The sequence below is a fragment of the Candidatus Neomarinimicrobiota bacterium genome, assembly GCA_021157965.1.
In the GTDB taxonomy this organism is placed as follows: domain Bacteria; phylum Fidelibacterota; class Fidelibacteria; order Fidelibacterales; family Fidelibacteraceae; genus Fidelibacter.
Window position 1 is genome coordinate 14,413 of sequence record JAGGVO010000046.1, and the last position, 19,383, is coordinate 33,795.

At 46.6% G+C, this 19,383-nt stretch carries 19 protein-coding genes; 5 read left to right on the top strand and 14 right to left on the bottom strand.

What is annotated here, in order from left to right; genetic code table 11:
• Window positions 1-21: 21 nt before the first annotated feature.
• Both J7K63_07460 and J7K63_07465 read left to right on the top strand, forming a co-directional pair.
• The gene (locus J7K63_07460; protein MCD6234856.1) at window positions 22-1,104 is read left to right on the top strand and encodes a mannose-1-phosphate guanylyltransferase; all 1,083 of its coding nucleotides are present in this window, start codon (window positions 22-24) and stop codon (window positions 1,102-1,104) included.
• The gene (locus J7K63_07465) at window positions 1,104-1,358 is read left to right on the top strand and encodes a hypothetical protein (GenBank protein MCD6234857.1); all 255 of its coding nucleotides are present in this window, start codon (window positions 1,104-1,106) and stop codon (window positions 1,356-1,358) included. Before J7K63_07460 ends, J7K63_07465 begins: the two co-directional genes overlap by 1 nt.
• 315 nt (window positions 1,359-1,673) lie before the next feature.
• Here the strand turns inward: J7K63_07465 and J7K63_07470 are convergent, their stop codons facing one another.
• From J7K63_07470 to gatB, 3 genes are read right to left on the bottom strand one after another with little or no spacing between them, the layout of a single operon-like run.
• Complete coding sequence (locus J7K63_07470) at window positions 1,674-2,582, bottom strand: nitroreductase family protein (GenBank protein ID MCD6234858.1); 909 nt, start codon at window positions 2,580-2,582, stop codon at window positions 1,674-1,676.
• Window positions 2,583-2,585: 3 nt separating this feature from the next.
• Window positions 2,586-3,362, bottom strand: coding sequence for a type III pantothenate kinase (locus J7K63_07475; GenBank protein ID MCD6234859.1), 777 nt, complete (start codon window positions 3,360-3,362; stop codon window positions 2,586-2,588).
• An 11-nt stretch (window positions 3,363-3,373) separates the two neighbouring features.
• Complete coding sequence (gatB, locus tag J7K63_07480) at window positions 3,374-4,798, bottom strand: Asp-tRNA(Asn)/Glu-tRNA(Gln) amidotransferase subunit GatB (protein ID MCD6234860.1); 1,425 nt, start codon at window positions 4,796-4,798, stop codon at window positions 3,374-3,376.
• 136 nt (window positions 4,799-4,934) lie between these two features.
• Here gatB and J7K63_07485 point away from each other — a divergent pair, with 136 nt between their 5' ends.
• Complete coding sequence (locus J7K63_07485) at window positions 4,935-7,667, top strand: tetratricopeptide repeat protein (GenBank protein MCD6234861.1); 2,733 nt, start codon at window positions 4,935-4,937, stop codon at window positions 7,665-7,667.
• On the top strand, window positions 7,664-8,554 hold the full coding sequence (locus J7K63_07490; protein MCD6234862.1) for a glycerophosphodiester phosphodiesterase family protein: 891 nt from the start codon (window positions 7,664-7,666) through the stop codon (window positions 8,552-8,554). Before J7K63_07485 ends, J7K63_07490 begins: the two co-directional genes overlap by 4 nt.
• 1 nt (window position 8,555) lies before the next feature.
• Here J7K63_07490 and J7K63_07495 read toward each other — a convergent pair whose 3' ends face one another.
• From J7K63_07495 to J7K63_07545, 11 genes are read right to left on the bottom strand one after another with little or no spacing between them, the layout of a single operon-like run.
• Window positions 8,556-10,184: an arginine--tRNA ligase gene (locus J7K63_07495; protein ID MCD6234863.1), complete on the bottom strand. Its 1,629-nt coding sequence runs from the start codon at window positions 10,182-10,184 to the stop codon at window positions 8,556-8,558.
• A 3-nt stretch (window positions 10,185-10,187) separates the two neighbouring features.
• On the bottom strand, window positions 10,188-10,550 hold the full coding sequence (gene rsfS, locus J7K63_07500; GenBank protein ID MCD6234864.1) for a ribosome silencing factor: 363 nt from the start codon (window positions 10,548-10,550) through the stop codon (window positions 10,188-10,190).
• A 27-nt stretch (window positions 10,551-10,577) separates the two neighbouring features.
• Complete coding sequence (locus J7K63_07505; protein MCD6234865.1) at window positions 10,578-11,114, bottom strand: LytR C-terminal domain-containing protein; 537 nt, start codon at window positions 11,112-11,114, stop codon at window positions 10,578-10,580.
• The gene (locus J7K63_07510) at window positions 11,105-11,602 is read right to left on the bottom strand and encodes a hypothetical protein (protein ID MCD6234866.1); all 498 of its coding nucleotides are present in this window, start codon (window positions 11,600-11,602) and stop codon (window positions 11,105-11,107) included. Before J7K63_07510 ends, J7K63_07505 begins: the two co-directional genes overlap by 10 nt.
• The gene (locus tag J7K63_07515) at window positions 11,599-12,288 is read right to left on the bottom strand and encodes an NTP transferase domain-containing protein (protein ID MCD6234867.1); all 690 of its coding nucleotides are present in this window, start codon (window positions 12,286-12,288) and stop codon (window positions 11,599-11,601) included. The genes J7K63_07510 and J7K63_07515 overlap by 4 nt, the downstream gene beginning before the upstream one ends.
• Before the next feature lie 54 nt (window positions 12,289-12,342).
• Complete coding sequence (locus tag J7K63_07520; protein ID MCD6234868.1) at window positions 12,343-12,696, bottom strand: aspartate 1-decarboxylase; 354 nt, start codon at window positions 12,694-12,696, stop codon at window positions 12,343-12,345.
• Window positions 12,693-13,532 (bottom strand): pantoate--beta-alanine ligase, encoded by an 840-nt coding sequence (gene panC / locus J7K63_07525; GenBank protein MCD6234869.1) that lies wholly within the window; start codon window positions 13,530-13,532, stop codon window positions 12,693-12,695. Before panC ends, J7K63_07520 begins: the two co-directional genes overlap by 4 nt.
• Window positions 13,533-14,351: a 3-methyl-2-oxobutanoate hydroxymethyltransferase gene (gene panB / locus J7K63_07530; protein MCD6234870.1), complete on the bottom strand. Its 819-nt coding sequence runs from the start codon at window positions 14,349-14,351 to the stop codon at window positions 13,533-13,535.
• A gap of 6 nt (window positions 14,352-14,357) precedes the next feature.
• Window positions 14,358-15,467 (bottom strand): tRNA 2-thiouridine(34) synthase MnmA, encoded by a 1,110-nt coding sequence (gene mnmA, locus J7K63_07535; GenBank protein ID MCD6234871.1) that lies wholly within the window; start codon window positions 15,465-15,467, stop codon window positions 14,358-14,360.
• Window positions 15,460-15,882 carry a YjbQ family protein gene (locus J7K63_07540; protein MCD6234872.1) on the bottom strand — a complete coding sequence of 141 codons (423 nt, stop codon included), beginning with the start codon at window positions 15,880-15,882 and terminating at the stop codon, window positions 15,460-15,462. Before J7K63_07540 ends, mnmA begins: the two co-directional genes overlap by 8 nt.
• Before the next feature lie 49 nt (window positions 15,883-15,931).
• Entirely contained in the window at window positions 15,932-16,813 is an 882-nt protein-coding gene (locus tag J7K63_07545) for a DMT family transporter (protein ID MCD6234873.1), read from the bottom strand.
• A 97-nt stretch (window positions 16,814-16,910) separates the two neighbouring features.
• Between J7K63_07545 and ligA the strand changes: the two genes are divergently transcribed.
• Entirely contained in the window at window positions 16,911-18,911 is a 2,001-nt protein-coding gene (gene ligA / locus J7K63_07550) for an NAD-dependent DNA ligase LigA (protein MCD6234874.1), read from the top strand.
• Window positions 18,912-19,383: the final 472 nt, after the last annotated feature.

Below are 19,383 nucleotides of genomic sequence, written 5' to 3' on the forward strand. Positions count from 1 at the left end.
CAATCAGACGGGAGAAGAAATGTGATGAATGAACATTACTTCAGTGTTATTATGGCCGGGGGAGTGGGAAAACGGTTTTGGCCGCGGAGCCGAAAAGACAGTCCAAAGCAATTGCTGGATATCGTTGGTGATGAGTCGATGATTAATCTCACAATAAAACGCCTTTTAAAGATTTCTCCTCTTGAACGGCTCTATATCATAACAAATTATAAGCAGGCCGAGATGATTCAGGCGCAGAATCCGAACCTGTCCTGGGAAAATTTTATCATTGAACCGTCAGGGAAAAATACGGCTCCGGCCATCGCCCTGGCGGCGGCGGTCCTGAAGAAAAAGGACCCGGAGGTGGTGATGGGACTTTTCCCTGCGGATCATTTAATTCAGGATGAGGAAGATTTCATTGCCTGCCTGAAGGAAGGTGTTCGGATTGCTGCGGAAAAGAATGTTCTCATTACCTTTGGAATTGAACCGACGCGTCCGGCCACCGGTTACGGTTACATTCAGGTTGAAAAAGATCCATTGCCGGACAGTACTTTGGTTTATAAATCAAAAACGTTTGCCGAAAAGCCAAATCTCGAAACGGCTAAACGGTTTTTAAGCTCCGGAGAATTCCTTTGGAACAGCGGGATGTTCATTTGGCGGGCGGATGTAATTTTGAAAGAAATTGAAAAATATCTGCCGGAGCTCTATGAAATTATTGATACATTGTCTCACTCCATGGATACTGAAGCATATGATAGTACCCTGCAAAAACTCTGGAGAACCATTAAACCTGTCTCCATTGACTACGGTGTGATGGAGCATGCCAAACATGTGAAAGTGGTCCGTGGAAAATTCGGCTGGAGTGATGTGGGAAGCTGGGATGCAGTCTACAGCCTGGAAAAAAAGGATAAATACGGTAACGTTCTCCGGGGGGATGGTTATTTGTTGGAATCATCCGGAAATTATATCTACTCCTCAGGGGCCCAGGTGTTTGCCCGCAATGTCCATAACCTGATTGTAATTGCCGATAAAGGTGTGATTTTGCTTATTCCAAGGGATGAATCTGAAACCATTAAAGGAATTGTGGATGCCCTTCCTGTTGTTGGAAAGGAAGATCTGCTCTGATGAAACCTCAAAACATTCTGGAAGAACTGGAAAAATTTCTGAATACCCTGGGTATTGAACTGGAAAAAGCCGTAGGGACCGTAAAAGGGGGATATTGCCGAATCCGGGAGAATTCGGTCATCGTGATTAACCGCAAAATTCCTGTAGAAGAACAACTTACCATCATAGCAAATACCATTCATCGGAATGAATTGGATTATAGTCAATTAAGGCCGCCTGTCAGAGAATTTATTGAGCGGTTTAAGGGATTATGAGTTGCGGGTTCCGGTTTGCGGGTTGTGAGTTGGATTAGGATAAAGTTTACATAAATTCAGAAAATTTTAATGTCACTATATAGGAAGATCTTTATGCTTACGACCCCCCGGGGATAAAATAATTCCGACCCCGATCAAAAGCAAGATTATATTATTTTTAATATATTGGGCTGTCTTGATTGAATATGAGGGTAATTTTAATAGAAGTTGGCGTTTCGATACAATCCTGCCATAGGCGGGATTACTCAAGCATCGGCATCCGTTCGCTCTTGGTGCATCGATCGGATCAATCCAACCAATCATCCAATCATCCAATCATCCAATCATCCAATCTCTCACCACTGTTGACTGCCGACTGCTGACTATCAACTGTCGACTGTCTCGCCCCTCGTCACGCGTCACTCTATATATGGCTTTCCTGTAACTGTATTTCGGATATCCCAGAATCGTAACGGCATAAATCCTTCTGTTTGGGGGAATGTTCAAAAATTTCTCCAAATCCTTATGAGCATACAAGGCAAATCCGATAATACATGTTCCGAGTCCCAAACGGTGGGCATTCAGAATAAGAATTTGCTGAGCGGCGACACAATCATCCCGGCCGGTTTGTTGTTTTTTTGGTGCTGATATAAAAACAACACAGGGCGCGCCACGGAAAAAAGGACTACGCCCCCTTTCGGATGCGGAAACAAGACGTTTCAAAGTATCCCGGTTCTTAAGTAATGAACGTGCTTTCCGGGGAGCCACAACGGATAAAAAGCCGGTCACGACAGGGTTTATAAGGGCCGCAAGCCGCCGGTACCGGTTTGCCGTTATCTTTTCCAGCTTATCAATCGTTGCTTTTGAATCCACGATGTGATACTGACGTTTCCGGGCGTTATGCCCGCTGGGGGCTGTTTCTGCCAGACGAATCAGCCTTTGGATGATATCAGGTTCTACTTTTTGAGATGTATATCGGCGTATGGATCGGCGTGTGGCGTAAAAATCGTCCGGATTTTCCGGGTCAGGCGTTTTAAGGATAAATTTTCCCGTTTTTTCACCACTGTGTGTAAAAGCATCTTCAGGACACACGGCAGCACAATGTCCGCAAAAGATGCAGGAGCCGGGATGACGGGCTGTGGGTATACTGTCCTGCATAGTCAGAACGCCGGACGGACACACATCGACACAAAAAGCACAGGAAGTGCATCGATCCTTATTGATTGTGATATGAGGTGAATTCATTTTTCAGGGCTCCGGGATAAATTCATCGGCAATGGCGGTGAGTCCCTTCAAGGTCAGATCCGGAATGGTAGCAGTGATGGTTTCGGACCGGGATGATACCATTTCAGCCAGGCCGCCGGTTGAAAGAATAGTTGAAAAGGTAAGTCTCGTCTCCCGGCAGATTCTCCGGACCATACCATCTGTCTGATCAACGGCTCCCCAAAGAATGCCTGAACGAAGCTGAGAGGATGTGTCAACACCGATGACATTATCAGGGAATTCCATGGCAATACCGTGAAGTTGGGCGGCGGCTTTGAATAAATTGGCAGAGGATGTCCGGATTCCCGGTGCAATACTGCCTCCCAGATATTTTCCGTCCGGACCCAGCACATCCACTGTTGTGGCCGTTCCAAAGTCGATGATTATCTGAGGCAATGGGTAACTTGTCAACCCTGCATACATATTGCAAATGCGGTCTGCTCCCAGGGTTTGAAAACGCCCTTCCAGAAAATTGTGTCTGTAGGGCAGGGAAGGAGTGACAAATAAAGGGTCTGTATTTAAATATTCACGGCTCATATCGCGAAGTCCGGCATTCATTTGCGGAACAACCGAACTGATGATGGTGCGCTTAATTTCCGGTATGGGGATTCCGGCATCATGGCACAACAAGCGCACATAAACCCAGAGTTCATCTTCCGTTTTAGTCCCGTCGGACGTGATGCGCCACGACCGGATGATCTCTCCGTTCCGGATTAATCCCAGAACCGTCTGGGTATTTCCTGTATCAATTGCCAGTAACATCCCCGACTCCTTTACGCGTTTAAATTTTTCTTTAAAATCTGCCGGGTTACTTTCTGGTCTGCCCGCCCTTTAGTGGCTTTCATAACCTGACCCATGAAAAAACCAAAAAGCTGGTTTTTGCCCTGACGGTATTTTTCCAGTTCTGCCGGATGCTTTTCGAGAATGTCCCGGATTAATGATTCCAGTTCTTCCGGGGAAGAGATAGTCATGAGCCCCTTTTCCTCAATAATTTTTCCGGCCGGTTCCCCTGTTTCGGCCATAACATCAAGGACGGTTTTGGCTGTTTGGGGCGTAATTTTTTTATGAATCAAATAGGTGAGGAGTTCTTTAAGCTGTTCCGGTGATACAGGAGATTGATCAATACTGAGTTGTCTCTCTTTCAATATCCGGAGGATCTCTCCCCGCACCCAGTGGTTCATCAGGGTTGTGTCCGGAAAGTCCCTGACAGCTTCTTCAAAATAATCGGCAATTTCCCGTTCTGCCGTTAAAACCAGCCCGTCTTCTACAGATAGTTTGTATTGCTGGATAAAACGGGCGAGTCGCTCATGGGGAAGTTCAGGCATGGATCTTTTGATTTCGTCAATCATGGCATCTGTCAGTTGGACATCCACCAGATCCGGCTCGGGGAAATAGCGGTAGTCGTGACTCTCCTCTTTGGAGCGCATGGGTTCTGCAGTTTGTGCTTGTTCGTTCCACAAGAGTGTTTCCTGAACCACCGTACCGCCGGATTCCAATACCTGTATCTGGCGCTTTGCTTCATATGCCAGGGCTTTTTCCACTCCCCGGAAAGAATTCATGTTTTTCAGTTCGGTGCGCGTCCCGAATGTTGTGCTCCCTTTCGGCATGACGGAAAGATTGGCATCACAGCGCAATGACCCCTCTTCCATGTTGCAATCCGAAATCCCGATGTAACGAATAAGTTGCTTCAGAGTGGTCAGATAACTATAGGCTTCCTGAGGGCTCCGGATATCCGGTTTGCTGACGATTTCAAGGAGGGGAATCCCGCAGCGGTTCAGATCGATCAGGGTTCCGTCATCACCATGCATGGATTTTCCCGCATCCTCCTCCATGTGTATGCGGATAAGACCGATTTTCTTTTGTCCTGGTTCCGCCGGAATTTCAATATATCCGTCATAGCAAATAGGGTCATCATATTGAGATATCTGATATCCCTTGGGCAGATCGGGATAAAAATAGTTCTTCCGGGCAAAACCGCTTCTCTTCCGGATCTTACAATGTGTAGCGAATCCTGCTTTCACTGCGGATGTGACGATTTCCCTGTTTAAGACAGGCAATGCCCCCGGATATCCCAGGCATACCGGACAGGTTTGTGTGTTCGGTGGAGCCCCGTATGTCGTTTTACAACTGCAGAATGCTTTTGAGCGTGTATTTAATTGGACGTGAACTTCCAAACCAATCACAATCTCCCAATCCATTCGGTGTCTCCTGAACTTTTTCGCAAATTTACATGTCTTTTCCATGCATTCAAAGGGGGGATATCTGAAGCTTTACATGTTTAAAACTTGCGTCATTCCTTATTTTATCCTTATCATTCACCGTGGAGACGGCACAATGAGTAAACATAAATTCTTCCTTTATGCCCTGGCCATTTTTCTGGCGTTTTCCCTGATGCCGGCGGTTGGTTTACACGCTCAGGAAAACCCTCTGTTGCCTGAATACAAAAACCACTTGAAAAACCTTCGCAATTTCCCTGAAATGGCTTTTCAGGAAGCACACCAGCTCTTTCTGGCCGGCAAGGCTCTGAAGGATACCAGCGATATGCATCAGGCCCTTATTACCATGGGACGGATTTATTTGGAACAGAATAATCTGGATCGGGCGGCTCATTATTTTAATCATGCGCTGGAACTGACAGAGAAAAATCCGTCTTTCTATTGCCGTTATATGGAAAGCTGCTATTATCTGGGGCGGGTTGCTTACGAAAAGAATCAATTTCAGGATGCTTATACCTGGTGGAAATCCGGAACAAATTCTGAACGGATGAAAGAATGTGGAGGAATCTATAATCGGTTTCTCGTGGCTCTGGCTGAGTACCACTTGCTTATCGGTAATTTTTTGGATATGAAATCACATCTCTTTCAGGCCTTGAAACTGGAAGATGACTTTGTTGATATAGAAACAACAATCCGGACGCGCACATTGTTGGGACAGGCATATCACTGGCTGGGAGTGTATGATTCTGCGAAGTACTATTTTCATGATGCCATCAACCGAAGTATTCAATATGAAATGCCCTATCTTTTGCCCGAACCTATGGTCTTCCTGGGGAGAACCTACAATTACCTCGGTGAATTTGATGATGCCACGGACTATATGTTGAAAGCCCTGAGTTATGCACGGCAGTATCACAGACAAAATGCCATGGCAATAGCCCTGGCACATCTGGGGATTCTGGAATATATTTTTAACAACCATATCCGTGGATTGGATTACTGTCTTTCTGCCATGGATATTTTTACAAAAACCGGTTATTTGCCCGGGCAGGCGCTGGCACACGAACATCTGGCCATTATTTATATCGGGCAAAAAGATTTTAAATCGGCAGAAACCGAAATTCTAAAATCTCTTCAAATCCGGGAGGGAATCGGTTCCCTGTTTGGCATGAGCGAAAGTTATGAGAATCTGGCTGTAATTTACCGGAATCTTGGCCGCTTCGATGATGCACTGGATATGAATTTAAAAGCCCTGAAAATCCGTCGGGAAATCGGTCACAGGCAGGGTGTTTCTTCATCATTATACAATATTGGATTAACCTGTTTTACAGCCGGGAATGTTGATCAGGCCCTTGATTATTTTTATCAGTCTCTTGATCTGGCAAAAGAGTTGCGGAGTGAACGGGGGCGGGTAGCCATCCTGAAGGCCATCAGTGCCGTTTATGAAGCACAGGGTGAAATGGATAAAGCGCTTGAGGTTTATAAACAACACAGCGCTTTAAAAGATTCGGTCTTGTCTCAGGCCCGGATACGAAGAATTGAAGATTTAAAGAAACAGAGCGAAATCCGGCGCAGAGAAAAACTCATCAGTGAACAATCCCGGAAAATCAACATCCAGCAAATTTCTCTTGCCGGGATTACTATTCTCCTGATAATCGGTATGATTCTTGCTTGGCGACTCGGCATTGCAACCCGGAAAATTCGCCAGTCTTATGAAGAATTGAAGAAGAGGGATTCTATCATTCATACTTACTCAAATGCTGTGATCCGTGAAAAAGAAGAAGCTGAAAACAAACTCCGTGAGCTTGAAGAAACCCAGTTGAAGCTGAAACAGATTGACGAACAGTTCCTTTGGCTTTTTAACCTGAATTTGGCAGGTATTGCACGTATATCTTCCGGACGGAAATGGACTCAGGTTAACAAGGTTCTGTCTGAAATGCTGGGATATCATGTGTCTGAATTGACCGATTTTGAATGGGAAAAGATTTGCCATCCACAGGATCTGGCAGTAGAAAAGGAGTTGTTTCAGAATGTCCTGGATGGTGCCATCCGGGATTACAATCTGGAAATGCGCCTGTACCGGAAAAACGGTTCGCTTTTGAAAACGGTGATGATGTTCAGAGCTTTCCGGGATGATCATAACCGTTTTGATTTTGGTATTGCCGTCTTCTCAGATGTAGGGTACCGGAAGTTTTATGAAAATAAATTGCTGGTTTATCAGAATTACTTGAAACGATTTCTTTTTCTCTTAAGTGAAGAAATTGAAAAGCTGGCTTCCGGCCTTCGGAATGTTTCACTGATTCCTGATTCCGATCTTGTGTATCAGGAATGGAAAACCATGAACCAGGATATTCTGAGCAGTCTTGAAATGATTGATAAGGTCAGGACATTTCAGGACACCCTGACGCCGGAAAACGGAGAATGGTTTGTAAATCTGCGGGAGCTGGCCCAAACCGCTGCCATGAATTATCCCGAAACTGACATCGAAATAAAAGGTAGTGGCATTGCTTTTGCCGATCAGTCTGCAAAATTCATTTTTGATCATCTGATACGAAATGCCATTGTCCATGGGAATGCCGATAAAATTTCCATCCGGATCCGCCGGAGTAAAGAATATGTCCAGGTTATCGTTTCTGATAATGGAAAAGGAATCAAAGAGGAGGATCGCTTCCGGGTTCTGGATGCTTATCTCCATCCGAATGCGTCAAAATTCAGAGGTATTGGACTTAACTGGGTCCGTCAATATGTCGAGTTGTATGGGGGTGGCATGAAAATCCAGAAAAGGAAGGATAGGGGGACAGAGATTATTTTACTCTTTTTATCAAAAGACAATATAAAGGTGCCATTATGAAACACGTTAAAATGCTTCTGTTATTTTCACTCATTGCCTTACTTGCTTTTCAGGGATGCGATACCGGTGCGAAATCAGAGCGTCCTGCCGGTTTTGACAGTGGAAAAGAGCTCAGGGCTTATTTCCATTGGAGTCCCGAGCGCCTCCCCCTGGTGAGTGCCCATCGCGGAGGCCCTGTCCCGGGCTATGCGGAAAATGCCATTCGTACCTTTCAGCGCTCCGCGGATGTCGGAGCGGCCATTATTGAATGCGATGTCAGGCAGAGTAAAGACGGCTACCTGGTGTTGATGCATGATCGTACACTGAATCGCACGACGACAGGAAGCGGTGATATATCCGATTACACGCTGGAGGAATTGAAACGGCTGGAGCTTGTGGATGAACATAAAAAACCTACCGGTGATAAAATTCCAACGCTTCAGGAAGCTTTTGAATGGGCCCGGGAAAAAGCGATTCTCCATCTGGATATCAAAGAACCGGTGGAGCCCTCCCTGATTGTATCAGAAATCAGAAAAGCCGACGCCTTGCCATTTGCCGTTGTCATTGTCTATAATTTTGAAAGGATGATGCAGTATTACCATTTGGAGCCGGAACTGATGATGTCAGTTTCAGCCGGGTCTGTGAAATCGGTGGAGATGCTTCAAACCTATGAAATCCCCATGGAGAATCTTCAGATCTTTGTCGGGGTATCCGAACCGGATCCCCAGGTGTATAAAATGCTGCATGATGAAAATCGTTACTGCATATTAGGCACGATGCATAATCTGGATCATAAAGCCCTGAAAGAGGGATCCCATGTGTATATGGAATTATTTCAAAACGGGGCGGATATTATTTCTACCGATCAGGTTGACCTTGCAGCGGAAGCTGTCCGTGTTATGCAATAATTTACATGACTTCCGGGGCTGTAATACCCAGAATACCAAGCCCTTCCGCCATGAGGGTTTTGACGGCACTGACCATTTTTAAACGGGCTTTGGAAAGTGGAATATCTTCTGTGACCACGCGGTGTGTGGCGTAAAATTTATGAAATGCCGTGGCCAGCTTCTGCAGATATGAAGCGAGGTGCATGGGCTCCAGGGTTTTCCGGCACAATTCCATCACTTCTCCGAATTCAGCCGCGACTTTTAAAACATCCAGTGTTTCCGGTTCGCAAAGCAATTGAATGTTGCCATCCCGGTAGGAATCAATCCCCTTTTCAATACTGTGTTTTAAAATATTGTTCATACGGGCGTGAGCATACTGTAAATAAAAAACAGGGTTTTCATCACTCTCTTTTTGTGCCAGTTCAATATCAAAATTCAAGTGGGCGTCCATTGTGCGCATGATGTAAAAATACCGGACTACATCGGGCCCCACCAGGTCCATGAGTTCGTCCAGGGTAACAAAATTGGCTTTTCGGGTGGACATCTTGACTTTTTCTCCGTTTCGGGTCAGAGTGACAAATTGATGGAGGAGGACCAAAATGTTGGATGTATCATATTCCATAGCCTCCAGCCCTGCCTTGACATCCGGATAAGTTGCGTGGTGATCCGCCCCGAAAATATCAATGATTAAGTCAAATCCACGGGTGAGTTTATCCCGGTGATAGGCAATGTCCGGCAGCCTGTACGTGGGTTCGCCCGAACTTTTAACAAAGACACGGTCTTTTTCAGCCCCAAAGCGGGTTGCCCTGAACCATACCGCTCCCTCTTTATCATACAGATAACCTTTTTCCCGTAAAAGAGAGAGGACTTCATCAATTTTCCCTGCCGTATATAAATCCTTTTCATTGGTGAAAATATCGTGGTGGACTCTCAGTCTTTCAAGTGTTTCCCGGATCATTTTAAAAATCCGGTTCGATGCAAAATCAATCAGATCCCTGTCCTGAGAATCCTCCGGGAGAATGTTTCCCCTTTCTTTCAGATACTCCGAAGCGATATCCCGGATGTATTCTCCTTCGTATCCTCCTTCCGGTATGGGGCAGTCTTCACCCAGAAGTTCCTTGCACCGGGCATATACCGATTCACCCAGTCTTTGCATTTGCCGGCCGGCATTGTTGAAATAGTATTCCCGGGTTACATCATTCCCATACCACTCCAGGATCCGGGCAATGGTGTCACCTAATACAGCCTGGCGGCCATGACCGATTGTCAGGGGACCTGTGGGATTGGCACTGACAAATTCAATCTGGACTTTTTTGCCTTCTCCTGCAGGTTTCATGAAATCTTTATCTTCTTCGATCAGTTTTTCCACAAGTGACTGGTAGTACTGGTCTGAAATATAAAAATTGATAAAGCCGGGACGGACACATTCAATTTTCTGAATCAGGGGTTCATGGCGCGCCAGAATATCATCCCGGATTTCTTCTGCAATTTTCAGGGGATTTTTTTTCAGTATCCCGGCCAGTTTCATGGCTGCATTGGTGCTAATATCACCAAAATCAGGGTTTTTGGGGTGTTCCACCGTGAAATCCGGGGTTTCAATAAGGCGCTCCCGAAGTACTTCGGAAATCAGGGTCTGAATATACTGTAACATTGCTCAGCTCTCTATTTTTTCAACATCGGCATCAGCCCAGAGTTTTTCCAGATTGTAATAATTTCTCTGGGACTGATTGAAAATATGGCAGATGACATCAATGTAATCCAGGAGGATCCATTGCCGGTTCTCATAGCCTTCCCGGTGCCAGTATTTGATGCTATGTTTTAAAAGTTCCTCTTCAATGGCATCAGCGATGGCCTTGACCTGAACATCACTGGTCCCGTGGCAAATCACAAAATAATCGGTAAAACCGGCCACTTTCTTCATATCCAGAATGGTGATGTTTTCCGCTTTTTTTGAATCTGCCGCCTGGCTGATAAGGTGGGCTATATCATGAGATGTATACGTTTTATCTTCGGACACTTTCTCTTCTTTCAAAAAATCTCCCTTTTAAAAAATGCTCAGTTCCGTGTAGTCATGACCTAAAATAATGGTCATGTCACAGGGGACATCTGATGAAAATTCGTCGATAAGAGGGTCGGTTGTAATTCCCATCATCTCTTGAATCTTTTTCGCTTTTTCAAAATTATCCCCGTGGATATATATCCGAGTTCGTTGATAATTGTGATGGGGTGCGTTGCCTGTGCTGATCACATCCACACCTTTCCGCGTGAGAAGCAGCTTGGTCCGTGCCGCCAGTCCGGAAACCCCGCATCCGTTTAAAACCTCAACACGCAGGTTAACCTTTTCCTTCATTTTTTCCTGATAGCTGAGGACGGCAGAAGGAATATTATCAAGACTTGTTGACGCCAGATCCGTTTCCCGGGGAACCGGTTGTTGCCTCTGAATGACGGAATAGAGGAAGACAAGTATTACAAGCGTCAGGCCGACGATGATTCCATTTAAAAGGGGCGATGCTGTCTCCTGATTCTTCTTCTGCTTTGTTGTTTTAGTCTTTTTCCGGCGTGCGCTTTTTTTTACGGCCATAAATCAAACATCCTGTTAGTGGTGTACGGATTCGCTGTCCATGGATATGAATAGGTTGGTAAATTGCTGATTCCTAAAATCAGCCGGGTTTTATCGGAAATTTGATACTCCATATTGGCATCATAATAAATCGAGTTCATTCCATGCTCCAGGCGCTCCATGACGGGATTTGAAGCCCAGGCCTGCTGCATGAGAATCAGATTGCCGTAAAAACTCAGTTTAGCATTTACCGGAAACATAAACTGATTGTGGTAGGCCAGGATGGATTGGGAGCCCAAAGCTGAAGATCCTACAGACATGGAAAAAGAATGGCGCATCTGCAATTTTCTCAAATCCAGAAAAGAAGCCGTTTCACGGGAATCTCTGAGCCGGAGTCCGATATTCCCGTTCTCCGGAAATGAAGGCTTTTCAAAAATCAACGGTTCAGCCTGAAGTCCTGAAAGACTCAACAATAACAAGAGCAACAGACTTATATATACACGTTTCATAAGATCCTCTTCAGTTTTTCTTCAGCCAGTTTCAGCTGTTCTACGGTATTCACACCTTGAATTTCTTCGGATTGTTCCGCTTTCTGAAGATATATTTTCCGGTTATCCCGAACCATCAGGGGCAGTACGTCAGGCAGATAATACTCACCCTGTGCATTTTTATTATCGACATGTTTAAGATACGAAAAAAGCAGCTCTTTTTTAAAGATATAAATCCCTGCATTAATTTCTTTTATTTTCCGGATATCTTCATCTGCATCTTTTTCTTCAACAATATCTTTCAGTGTGTCATCTGCATTGCGGATAATACGGCCATATCCGTGGGGATTGTCCAGTACGGCGGTAAGCAATGTAGCGTCTGCGTGGTTTTTACTATGGCAGGCAATCAGTTTTAACAGGGTCTCACCGGTCAAAAGAGGGACGTCCCCTGACAGGATCAGGATATTTCCGTTCAAATTCTGTAAAAAGGGTTCACACTGCTGAACGGCATGGGCCGTACCCAATTGTTCCTCCTGGATGGCGAAATCTACATCCGTATCTTTCAGGCTTTCAATCACCATGTCTTTCTTGTATCCTACAACCACCACAATTTTCCGGGCACCTGCCAGTTTTGCCTGATCGATAACCCGGGATATCATCGTTTTACCCAAAACCTTGTGCAAAACTTTGGGAAGATCTGATTTCATCCGGGTTCCTTTACCGGCTGCCAGAATGATAGCTGATAGGGAAGAAGACACGATTTACTCCTTTACGATACGGTTTTTTTCATCAGTGACGATCACAACCGGATGATGTTCCGGGATTTCATCATTGTCAAGTTGACAGTATGTCATAATGATAACCCGGTCGCCCGGTACGCCAAGACGGGCTGCGGCACCGTTCAGACAAATCTCTCTTTTTCCGGCTTCACCCCTGATGACATAAGTTTCAAAACGATGGCCGTTATTGATGTTCACTACCTGTACCATCTCGTATTCCAGGATGCCGGCAGCGTTCATAAGATCTTCATCAATAGTGATGCTGCCCGTATAGTTCAGGTTGGCTTCCGTCACGACAGCCCGATGAATTTTTGATTTCAGAAATGTTCGTTTCATAGCTCTTTTATAATGTTATCTATCAGTCTTACTTTACCCATAAACACCGCCCCTGCAATCAGCAGATGACGTGTTTCTTTTTTCGGTTTTCCCAAATCCGGCCAGGACCGGATATCGATGTAATCTACCTTTACTCCGGGGATCGCTTCAATGGTTTTTTTTGCCTCCTGAATCAACATGTCTTTGTTGGACAGGTCCGGCAAAATTTTTTTGTCAATGATCTGAAGCTTTTCATAGAGGACCGGAGCTTTTTTCCGATGTTCAGGTGTCAGTCGGACATTTCTTGAACTCAGGGCTAATCCATCCGGTTCCCGGATGATAGGAGAGAGGACCAGCCGGATATCATAATTCAGGTCTTTGATCATCTGCCCGATGACAGCCGCCTGCTGTGCATCTTTTTGTCCGAAATAGGCCACATGAGGATTGACGATGTTGAAAAGCTTGCATACAATGGTTGCTACACCGCGAAAATGTCCCGGCCGGCTCCGACCACATAATACGTCTGTGAGTTTTTCTGTGTTAACCCACGTTTTATGGTACGGCTGATACAGGTTTTCAGGATAAAACATGATGTCTACACCCAACTCTTCAGCCATTTTCCGGTCCCGTTCAAAATTAACCGGATAGCTTTCCAGGTCATCCCGGCGGTCAAACTGGGTAGGATTGACATAATTGGAAACAATCGTTACATCACAATCTGACACGGACATTCGCATCAGATTCAGATGTCCTTCATGAAAATAACCCATTGTGGGCACAAATCCGATCCGTTTGCCCTCTTTCCGAAGGGTTTCGGCATGGTTTCGGAGAACACCTGTATCCCGGATGATTTCCATTCAGAAACTTTCCTTTTCCGAGGGGAATGCCCCGGATTTTACATCCTGATGATACTGTTTCAGCGCTTTACGGATGATTCCTGCCAGCTCGGCATATTTCCGGACAAACTTCGGTTTCATTTTTTCATACATCCCCAGAAGATCCTGGGTAACGAGAATTTGTCCGTCTGTCTTTACACCGGCTCCAATACCGATTGTAGGAATTTCCAGACTACGGGTCACCTCTTCGGCCAGGGTTGCCGGGACCTTTTCCAGGACCAGCGAGAAAATGCCGGCTTCCTGAAGGATAAGGGCGTCTTCTTTCAGACGTTGTGCTTCGTCATGATTTTTTGCCCGGGTTTGCCAGCCGCCGAAAACATGAATGGATTGGGGAGTCAGACCCAGGTGTCCCATGACCGGAATGCCGGCTTCCACACATCGGCGGACCGCCTCAGCGACAGGCCTGCCGCCCTCGAGTTTGACTGCTTCGGCTCCGCCTTCCTGAAGAAGCCGTCCTGCATTTTTCAACGCTTCTTCAGGTGAGACCTGATAACTCATAAAGGGCATATCCGCCACCAGCATAGCGTGATGAACCTCCCGCCGGACATATTGAGTGTGTAAAATCATCTGATCCATGGTGACCGGTATGGTGGTTTCATATCCGGCCATGACCATACCCACACTGTCACCCACCAGGATGATGTCGATAAATTCATCTAAAAAAGAGGCAAACAGGGCATCGTATGCCGTCAGGGCGGAAATTTTCTCGCCCTTCCTCTTCATCTTCAGAAGAGTCCTGACGCTTACTTTCCCTTTTCGCTCGTCAGTTCCGTATTCCATGATTGATCAGGCTCCCTCAATAATGCCGCCGCCCAAGACCCGTTCACCGTCGTAAAAAACGGCTGACTGCCCCGGCGTAACGGCTTCCGATGTATCTATAAATTTAATGAATATTCTATCCTGGCTCAATGGATTTAAAAGGGCTCTTAAACCCTTGTGGCGGTAACGGATTTTTACCAACGCTTCGACGGGTTTCTCCGGTGCCGGTATGGAAACCCAGTTCACGCGGCTCACATGTGTCTGAGTACGGATAAGGGCTTCTTTAGGTCCCACAATCACTTCATTGCTCCGGGGACGGATTTCAAGGACGTACACCGGATATCCCAAAGCAAGCCGAAGACCCCGGCGTTGCCCGATGGTGAAATGAAAATATCCCGGATGATCTCCCACGATTTCTCCATCCTGTGTTAGAAAATGTCCCTTCCCTATGGATTGATATTGATCGGGAACATACTCCCGAAGAAATTCCCGGTAATCACCCCCCGGGATGAAACAAATGTCCTGACTTTCACCGGTGTTGGTACTTTCAAGTCCCAGTTCTGTTGCGATTGCTTTTATTTGATCCTTGGTCAAATCACCCAGGGGAAAACGGGTTCTGGCCAGTTGTTCCTGGGACAGCTGCCATAAATAATAGGACTGATCCTTTTTGGGATCTTTCCCTTTCAGCAATTCATAGCGTTTTGAAGATTTATTGTAACGGACCCGGGCATAATGGCCGGTAGCCACATAAGGGATTCCCTCTTCATCGGCTTTTTTCAGCAGTTTATCCCACTTGACAAAGCGGTTGCATTCCACACAGGGATTGGGCGTGCGGCCGTTGAAATATTCCCGGACAAAAGGGTTCACGACACGGTTTTCAAAAAGACGACACCTGTCTGATATTTCATGGGGGATTTTGAACCGGTCACATACCTGCTTTGCCTGTGCCGCATGATCTCTGGGATGAATGGCATCTCCAAACAGAGCGGTCAGTGCACATGTCAGAATGAGGGTGAGGCCTTTGACATCATATCCATCCTCCTGTAAAAGATGAACAGCCGTGGAACTGTCCACCCCGCCGCTCATTCCCAACAGAACACGGGGTTTATCCGGCTTATATAAGGGGGATTTATTCAATGCCCATTACCTGGATATAAATCCGGCGGTTCCGGGGATGATTATCATGATCCACAACAATGATTTGCTGCCAGGTTCCCAGCAGGACATCTCCCTTTGTGACCGGAAAACTTGTCCCGGGTCCCATCAGTGTTGCCCGCATGTGGGAAAAACCGTTGTCATCTCCCCAGGTTTCCGAATGACGGGACCGGATGGATTTGGGGATGAGTTTTTCCAGAATGTCCTTCATGTCCTGAACCAGAGCCGGTTCGTATTCAATACTCGTGACTGAAGCTGTAGAGCCGATGACAAACACATGGACAAGTCCTTCACGAATACCGCTTTTCTTTACACTATGACGTACCTTTTCGGTAATGTCCCGGATATCGCTGAAGCCGTTTGTAGACAGGCATATTTCTTCGCCATAGACTTTCATACATCCTCCATCCCGGGTAATGTGAAAAAAGTCCGGTTCAATGGCAAGCTTAATCCTCTTTTTCTTTCAGGTTCATCTGCAGGAATAATCCGGCGCTGATAAGCAAGAGTCCAATCAGGCTTGAAGGATGAATGGCTTCCTGTAAAAAAGTCCGGATGAAAATCAGGGACAGAAAAGGGGAGAGGTAAATAACATTTGAAATGACGGCAACGGAGCGGGTTTTTTCCAGGGCTTTCTGCCATATCAGAAAAGGGAGGCTCATTTCAAAAAGACCGGTATAAATACCTCCAAACCATGTCCGGGAATGACTTGGAATAAGGGCAAAACCGCTTGCTGACAAGATAATCATGACAATGAAAGCTCCGCTAAAATAGAGTCCCATGCGCAGCGTGCCCGGCAGGGGAATGTTAGACTGGAGCATCCAGAAGGCGGTCCACAAAAGAGCCGAGCCCAGAGCCAGCATGGACCCCGGAAGATCCTCCGCTCCCTTCAGAGAGAAGGTTCCGCGGGTGAGGACAACAATGGCTCCGCTGAGACTGATAAGGAGAAAGAAAATTCTTGCCATATTTGCCGGTTCCCGTTTTAAAAGCATGGCTGCCGCCGCCATAAAAACCGGCCAGGTAAAATTGATGATCTGGGCCGATTGGGCCGGAAGACGGTCGTAGGCGACAAACAGCACCGAGTAATAGGTAAGCGGCATTAAGAGTCCCGTCCCCAATGCCTTGAGCACATTCTGAAGAGAGATGGATACTTTTCTAGCTTGAAAAAATCCTGCGGGGATTAAAACCAGGCAGGCTGTCAGGACGGAAACAAAGAGGAGTTCCGCTGGAGTACCTGTCCGGAGGGTAAGTTTAAAAGCGGTGGCAACAGTGGACCACATGAGAAGGGCCATGCCGGCTAGTATCACCGCCTGTTGGGTCTCTTTTCTCATGAAGGAATTTAGAAAAGCTTTGTTGGATTCCAAACAGCTTGAGATAAAGAGTGAAAAAGTCCTAACTTTATATGAATTTCATGTAGAGAGGCTTTTCATGAAGGATATTAAAAAACGGGTGGAAGAACTGACCCGTGAGCTCAATGAACACAATTATCGTTATTATGTCCTGGATGATCCTGTGGTTTCGGATGCGGAATATGACCGTCAATTCAGGGAACTGGTAGATCTGGAAGAGAAATATCCCCAATACCGCCGTCCTGATTCACCTACGCAACGGGTGGGGGCAGAGCCCCTGGAAGCTTTTGGGACCCTTGTGCACCGTACGCCTATGCTGAGTCTGGAAAATGCCATGAATGAAGGAGAGATCCGGGATTTCATTCGCCGTGTACGGAAAGAAGCGGGTGAGAATAGTAGTCTGACCTGGGTCGGGGAACCCAAACTGGATGGCCTGGGTGTGGAATTGATATATGAAAAGGGAATTTTTACAGCCGGGGCCACCCGGGGGGATGGTTATCGGGGGGAAAATATCACCCAAAACCTGAAAACCATCCGCCAGATTCCATTGAAACTCCGGGGGGATGATATCCCGGACATCGTGGAAGTCCGGGGTGAGGTGATGATATCCCATGAAAACTTTGAAAAGTTGAACCGTGAACGGGAAAAGGCGGGAGAATCCCTTTTTGCCAATCCCCGGAATGCGGCGGCCGGTTCCCTCAGGCAGCTGAATCCGTCTGTGACCGCCAAACGACCTCTTGAAATTTTTATTTATTCTCCCGGAGAGATCAGCGGAATGACTTTTGAAACACACTGGGAATTTTTAGAACAGTTGAAAAAATGGGGGTTCCGGGTCAATCCGTATGCCCGTTTGCTGAAAGAGGATGAGGAAGTTATTAACTATTTTCGAAAAATGGAAAAGGACCGCGAATCACTCACATATGATATTGACGGGGTGGTGATTAAAGTCAATGAAATGGCTCTTCATAAAAAGCTGGGCATGCGGACCCGCACACCCCGGTGGGCGATTGCCGGGAAATTCAAAGCCCGCCAGGAAACAACCCGGATTGTGGATATTGAAGCCAGTGTCGGACGGACAGGTGTGATTACACCGGTGGCTATTCTGGAGCCGGTCCAAATCGGAGGTGTGACGGTGAGCCGTGCCACCCTCCATAATCAGGATGAAATTGACCGGAAAGATATCCGGATCGGAGATACGGTGGTTGTGGAAAGGGCCGGGGATGTAATTCCGAAAGTTATCAAAGTGATTCCGGAAAAACGGCCGGAAGACAGCAAACCGTACCATCTTCCTGAAACCTGTCCTGTCTGCGGTAGTGAAACCTCCCGGTTGGAGGATAATGTGGCCATCTGCTGTACCAATATCTCGTGTCCGGCTCAGCTCAAAGCCAGCATTTCCCATTTCGTCTCCCGGAAGGGCATGGATATTGAAGGATTGGGTGAGAAAATTGTGGATCAGTTGATTCAGGAAGGGTTGGTGAAGTCGCCGGCGGATCTTTACCGGTTAAAAGAGGAGGATCTCCGTGACCTGGACCGTTTTGGTGAAAAATCAGCCGCGAACCTCATCGAGGCTGTTGAGCATTCCAAATCCCGGCCTCTCCGGGCCTTGATATATGCCCTGGGAATTCCGAATACGGGGGAATATCTCAGCCGGATCCTGGCTGAAATCTTTGGGTCTGTGGATGCCCTCATGGATGCATCCCGGGAGGAACTGGACAGCATCGAAGGAATCGGTCCCGTGGTGGCGGAGGGGATTACCATCTATTTTGAAAATGAACAAAACCGCAAACTGGTCCGGGAATTACAGAATGCGGGCATCAATCCCACGGTGGAAAAAGACACGAAAGAATCTCAGATATTTTCCGGAAAGACCTTTGTCTTTACCGGTTCGCTTGAAAAATTCACACGGGATGAGGCAAAAGAGATGGTCCGCCTGAGAGGCGGCTCGGCCACAGGCAGTGTCAGCCGTAAAACCGATTATGTGGTTGCCGGTCCCGGCGCCGGTTCAAAGCTGGAAAAAGCAAAATCTCTGGGGATTAAAATTCTCAGTGAAGATGAATTTTTAAAGATGGTTAAGGGATGAGTAGCGAGTAGCGAGGGACGAGGGGGAGATGAGGCGTAGGGGTAGACCCGTGTGTCCACCCGAAAGTAGGGGTGGACCTGTGTGTCCGCCCGAAAGTAGGGGTGGACCCGTGTGTCCGCCCGAAAGTAGGGGTGGACCTGTGTGTCCGCCCGGATGATTGGATGATTGGCACCTCGATATGGTTGCCTGTTTGATAAAGTGACGCGTAACGCGTGACGAATGACGAAGGGGATGACACGTTGTGCCTTTTTGGAAGTTGGTCCTTTGATACGATTGCTTTGCAGTCTACTCGATGACCGGGAATGGTAGATTAATTTGTGTTTAATCCATTAAATAATTCGACATATCATATATACGAATAACAATATTATCTTGCATGATGTTAAAAAACGGTGTATTTTACCCCCGGGGTGGGGGGCGTTACCTAAGCGAAATCATATATCAAATTTGACTTATTATCTTGGTGTTAAAC

Coding starts and splice junctions, on each gene's coding strand:
- J7K63_07515 (MCD6234867.1), bottom strand. CDS start 12,288: ATGAAATCAGATCTTCCCAAAGTTTTGCACAAGGTTTTGGGTAAAACG.
- gatB (MCD6234860.1), bottom strand. CDS start 4,798: ATGGATTGGGAGATTGTGATTGGTTTGGAAGTTCACGTCCAATTAAAT.
- ligA (MCD6234874.1), top strand. CDS start 16,911: ATGAAGGATATTAAAAAACGGGTGGAAGAACTGACCCGTGAGCTCAAT.
- J7K63_07465 (MCD6234857.1), top strand. CDS start 1,104: ATGAAACCTCAAAACATTCTGGAAGAACTGGAAAAATTTCTGAATACC.
- J7K63_07495 (MCD6234863.1), bottom strand. CDS start 10,184: ATGTTACAGTATATTCAGACCCTGATTTCCGAAGTACTTCGGGAGCGC.
- panC (MCD6234869.1), bottom strand. CDS start 13,532: ATGGAAATCATCCGGGATACAGGTGTTCTCCGAAACCATGCCGAAACC.
- J7K63_07505 (MCD6234865.1), bottom strand. CDS start 11,114: ATGGCCGTAAAAAAAAGCGCACGCCGGAAAAAGACTAAAACAACAAAG.
- J7K63_07520 (MCD6234868.1), bottom strand. CDS start 12,696: ATGAAACGAACATTTCTGAAATCAAAAATTCATCGGGCTGTCGTGACG.
- J7K63_07485 (MCD6234861.1), top strand. CDS start 4,935: ATGAGTAAACATAAATTCTTCCTTTATGCCCTGGCCATTTTTCTGGCG.
- panB (MCD6234870.1), bottom strand. CDS start 14,351: ATGGAATACGGAACTGACGAGCGAAAAGGGAAAGTAAGCGTCAGGACT.
- J7K63_07540 (MCD6234872.1), bottom strand. CDS start 15,882: ATGAAAGTCTATGGCGAAGAAATATGCCTGTCTACAAACGGCTTCAGC.
- J7K63_07545 (MCD6234873.1), bottom strand. CDS start 16,813: ATGAGAAAAGAGACCCAACAGGCGGTGATACTAGCCGGCATGGCCCTT.
- J7K63_07490 (MCD6234862.1), top strand. CDS start 7,664: ATGAAACACGTTAAAATGCTTCTGTTATTTTCACTCATTGCCTTACTT.
- J7K63_07470 (MCD6234858.1), bottom strand. CDS start 2,582: ATGAATTCACCTCATATCACAATCAATAAGGATCGATGCACTTCCTGT.
- J7K63_07510 (MCD6234866.1), bottom strand. CDS start 11,602: ATGAAACGTGTATATATAAGTCTGTTGCTCTTGTTATTGTTGAGTCTT.
- J7K63_07475 (MCD6234859.1), bottom strand. CDS start 3,362: ATGTTACTGGCAATTGATACAGGAAATACCCAGACGGTTCTGGGATTA.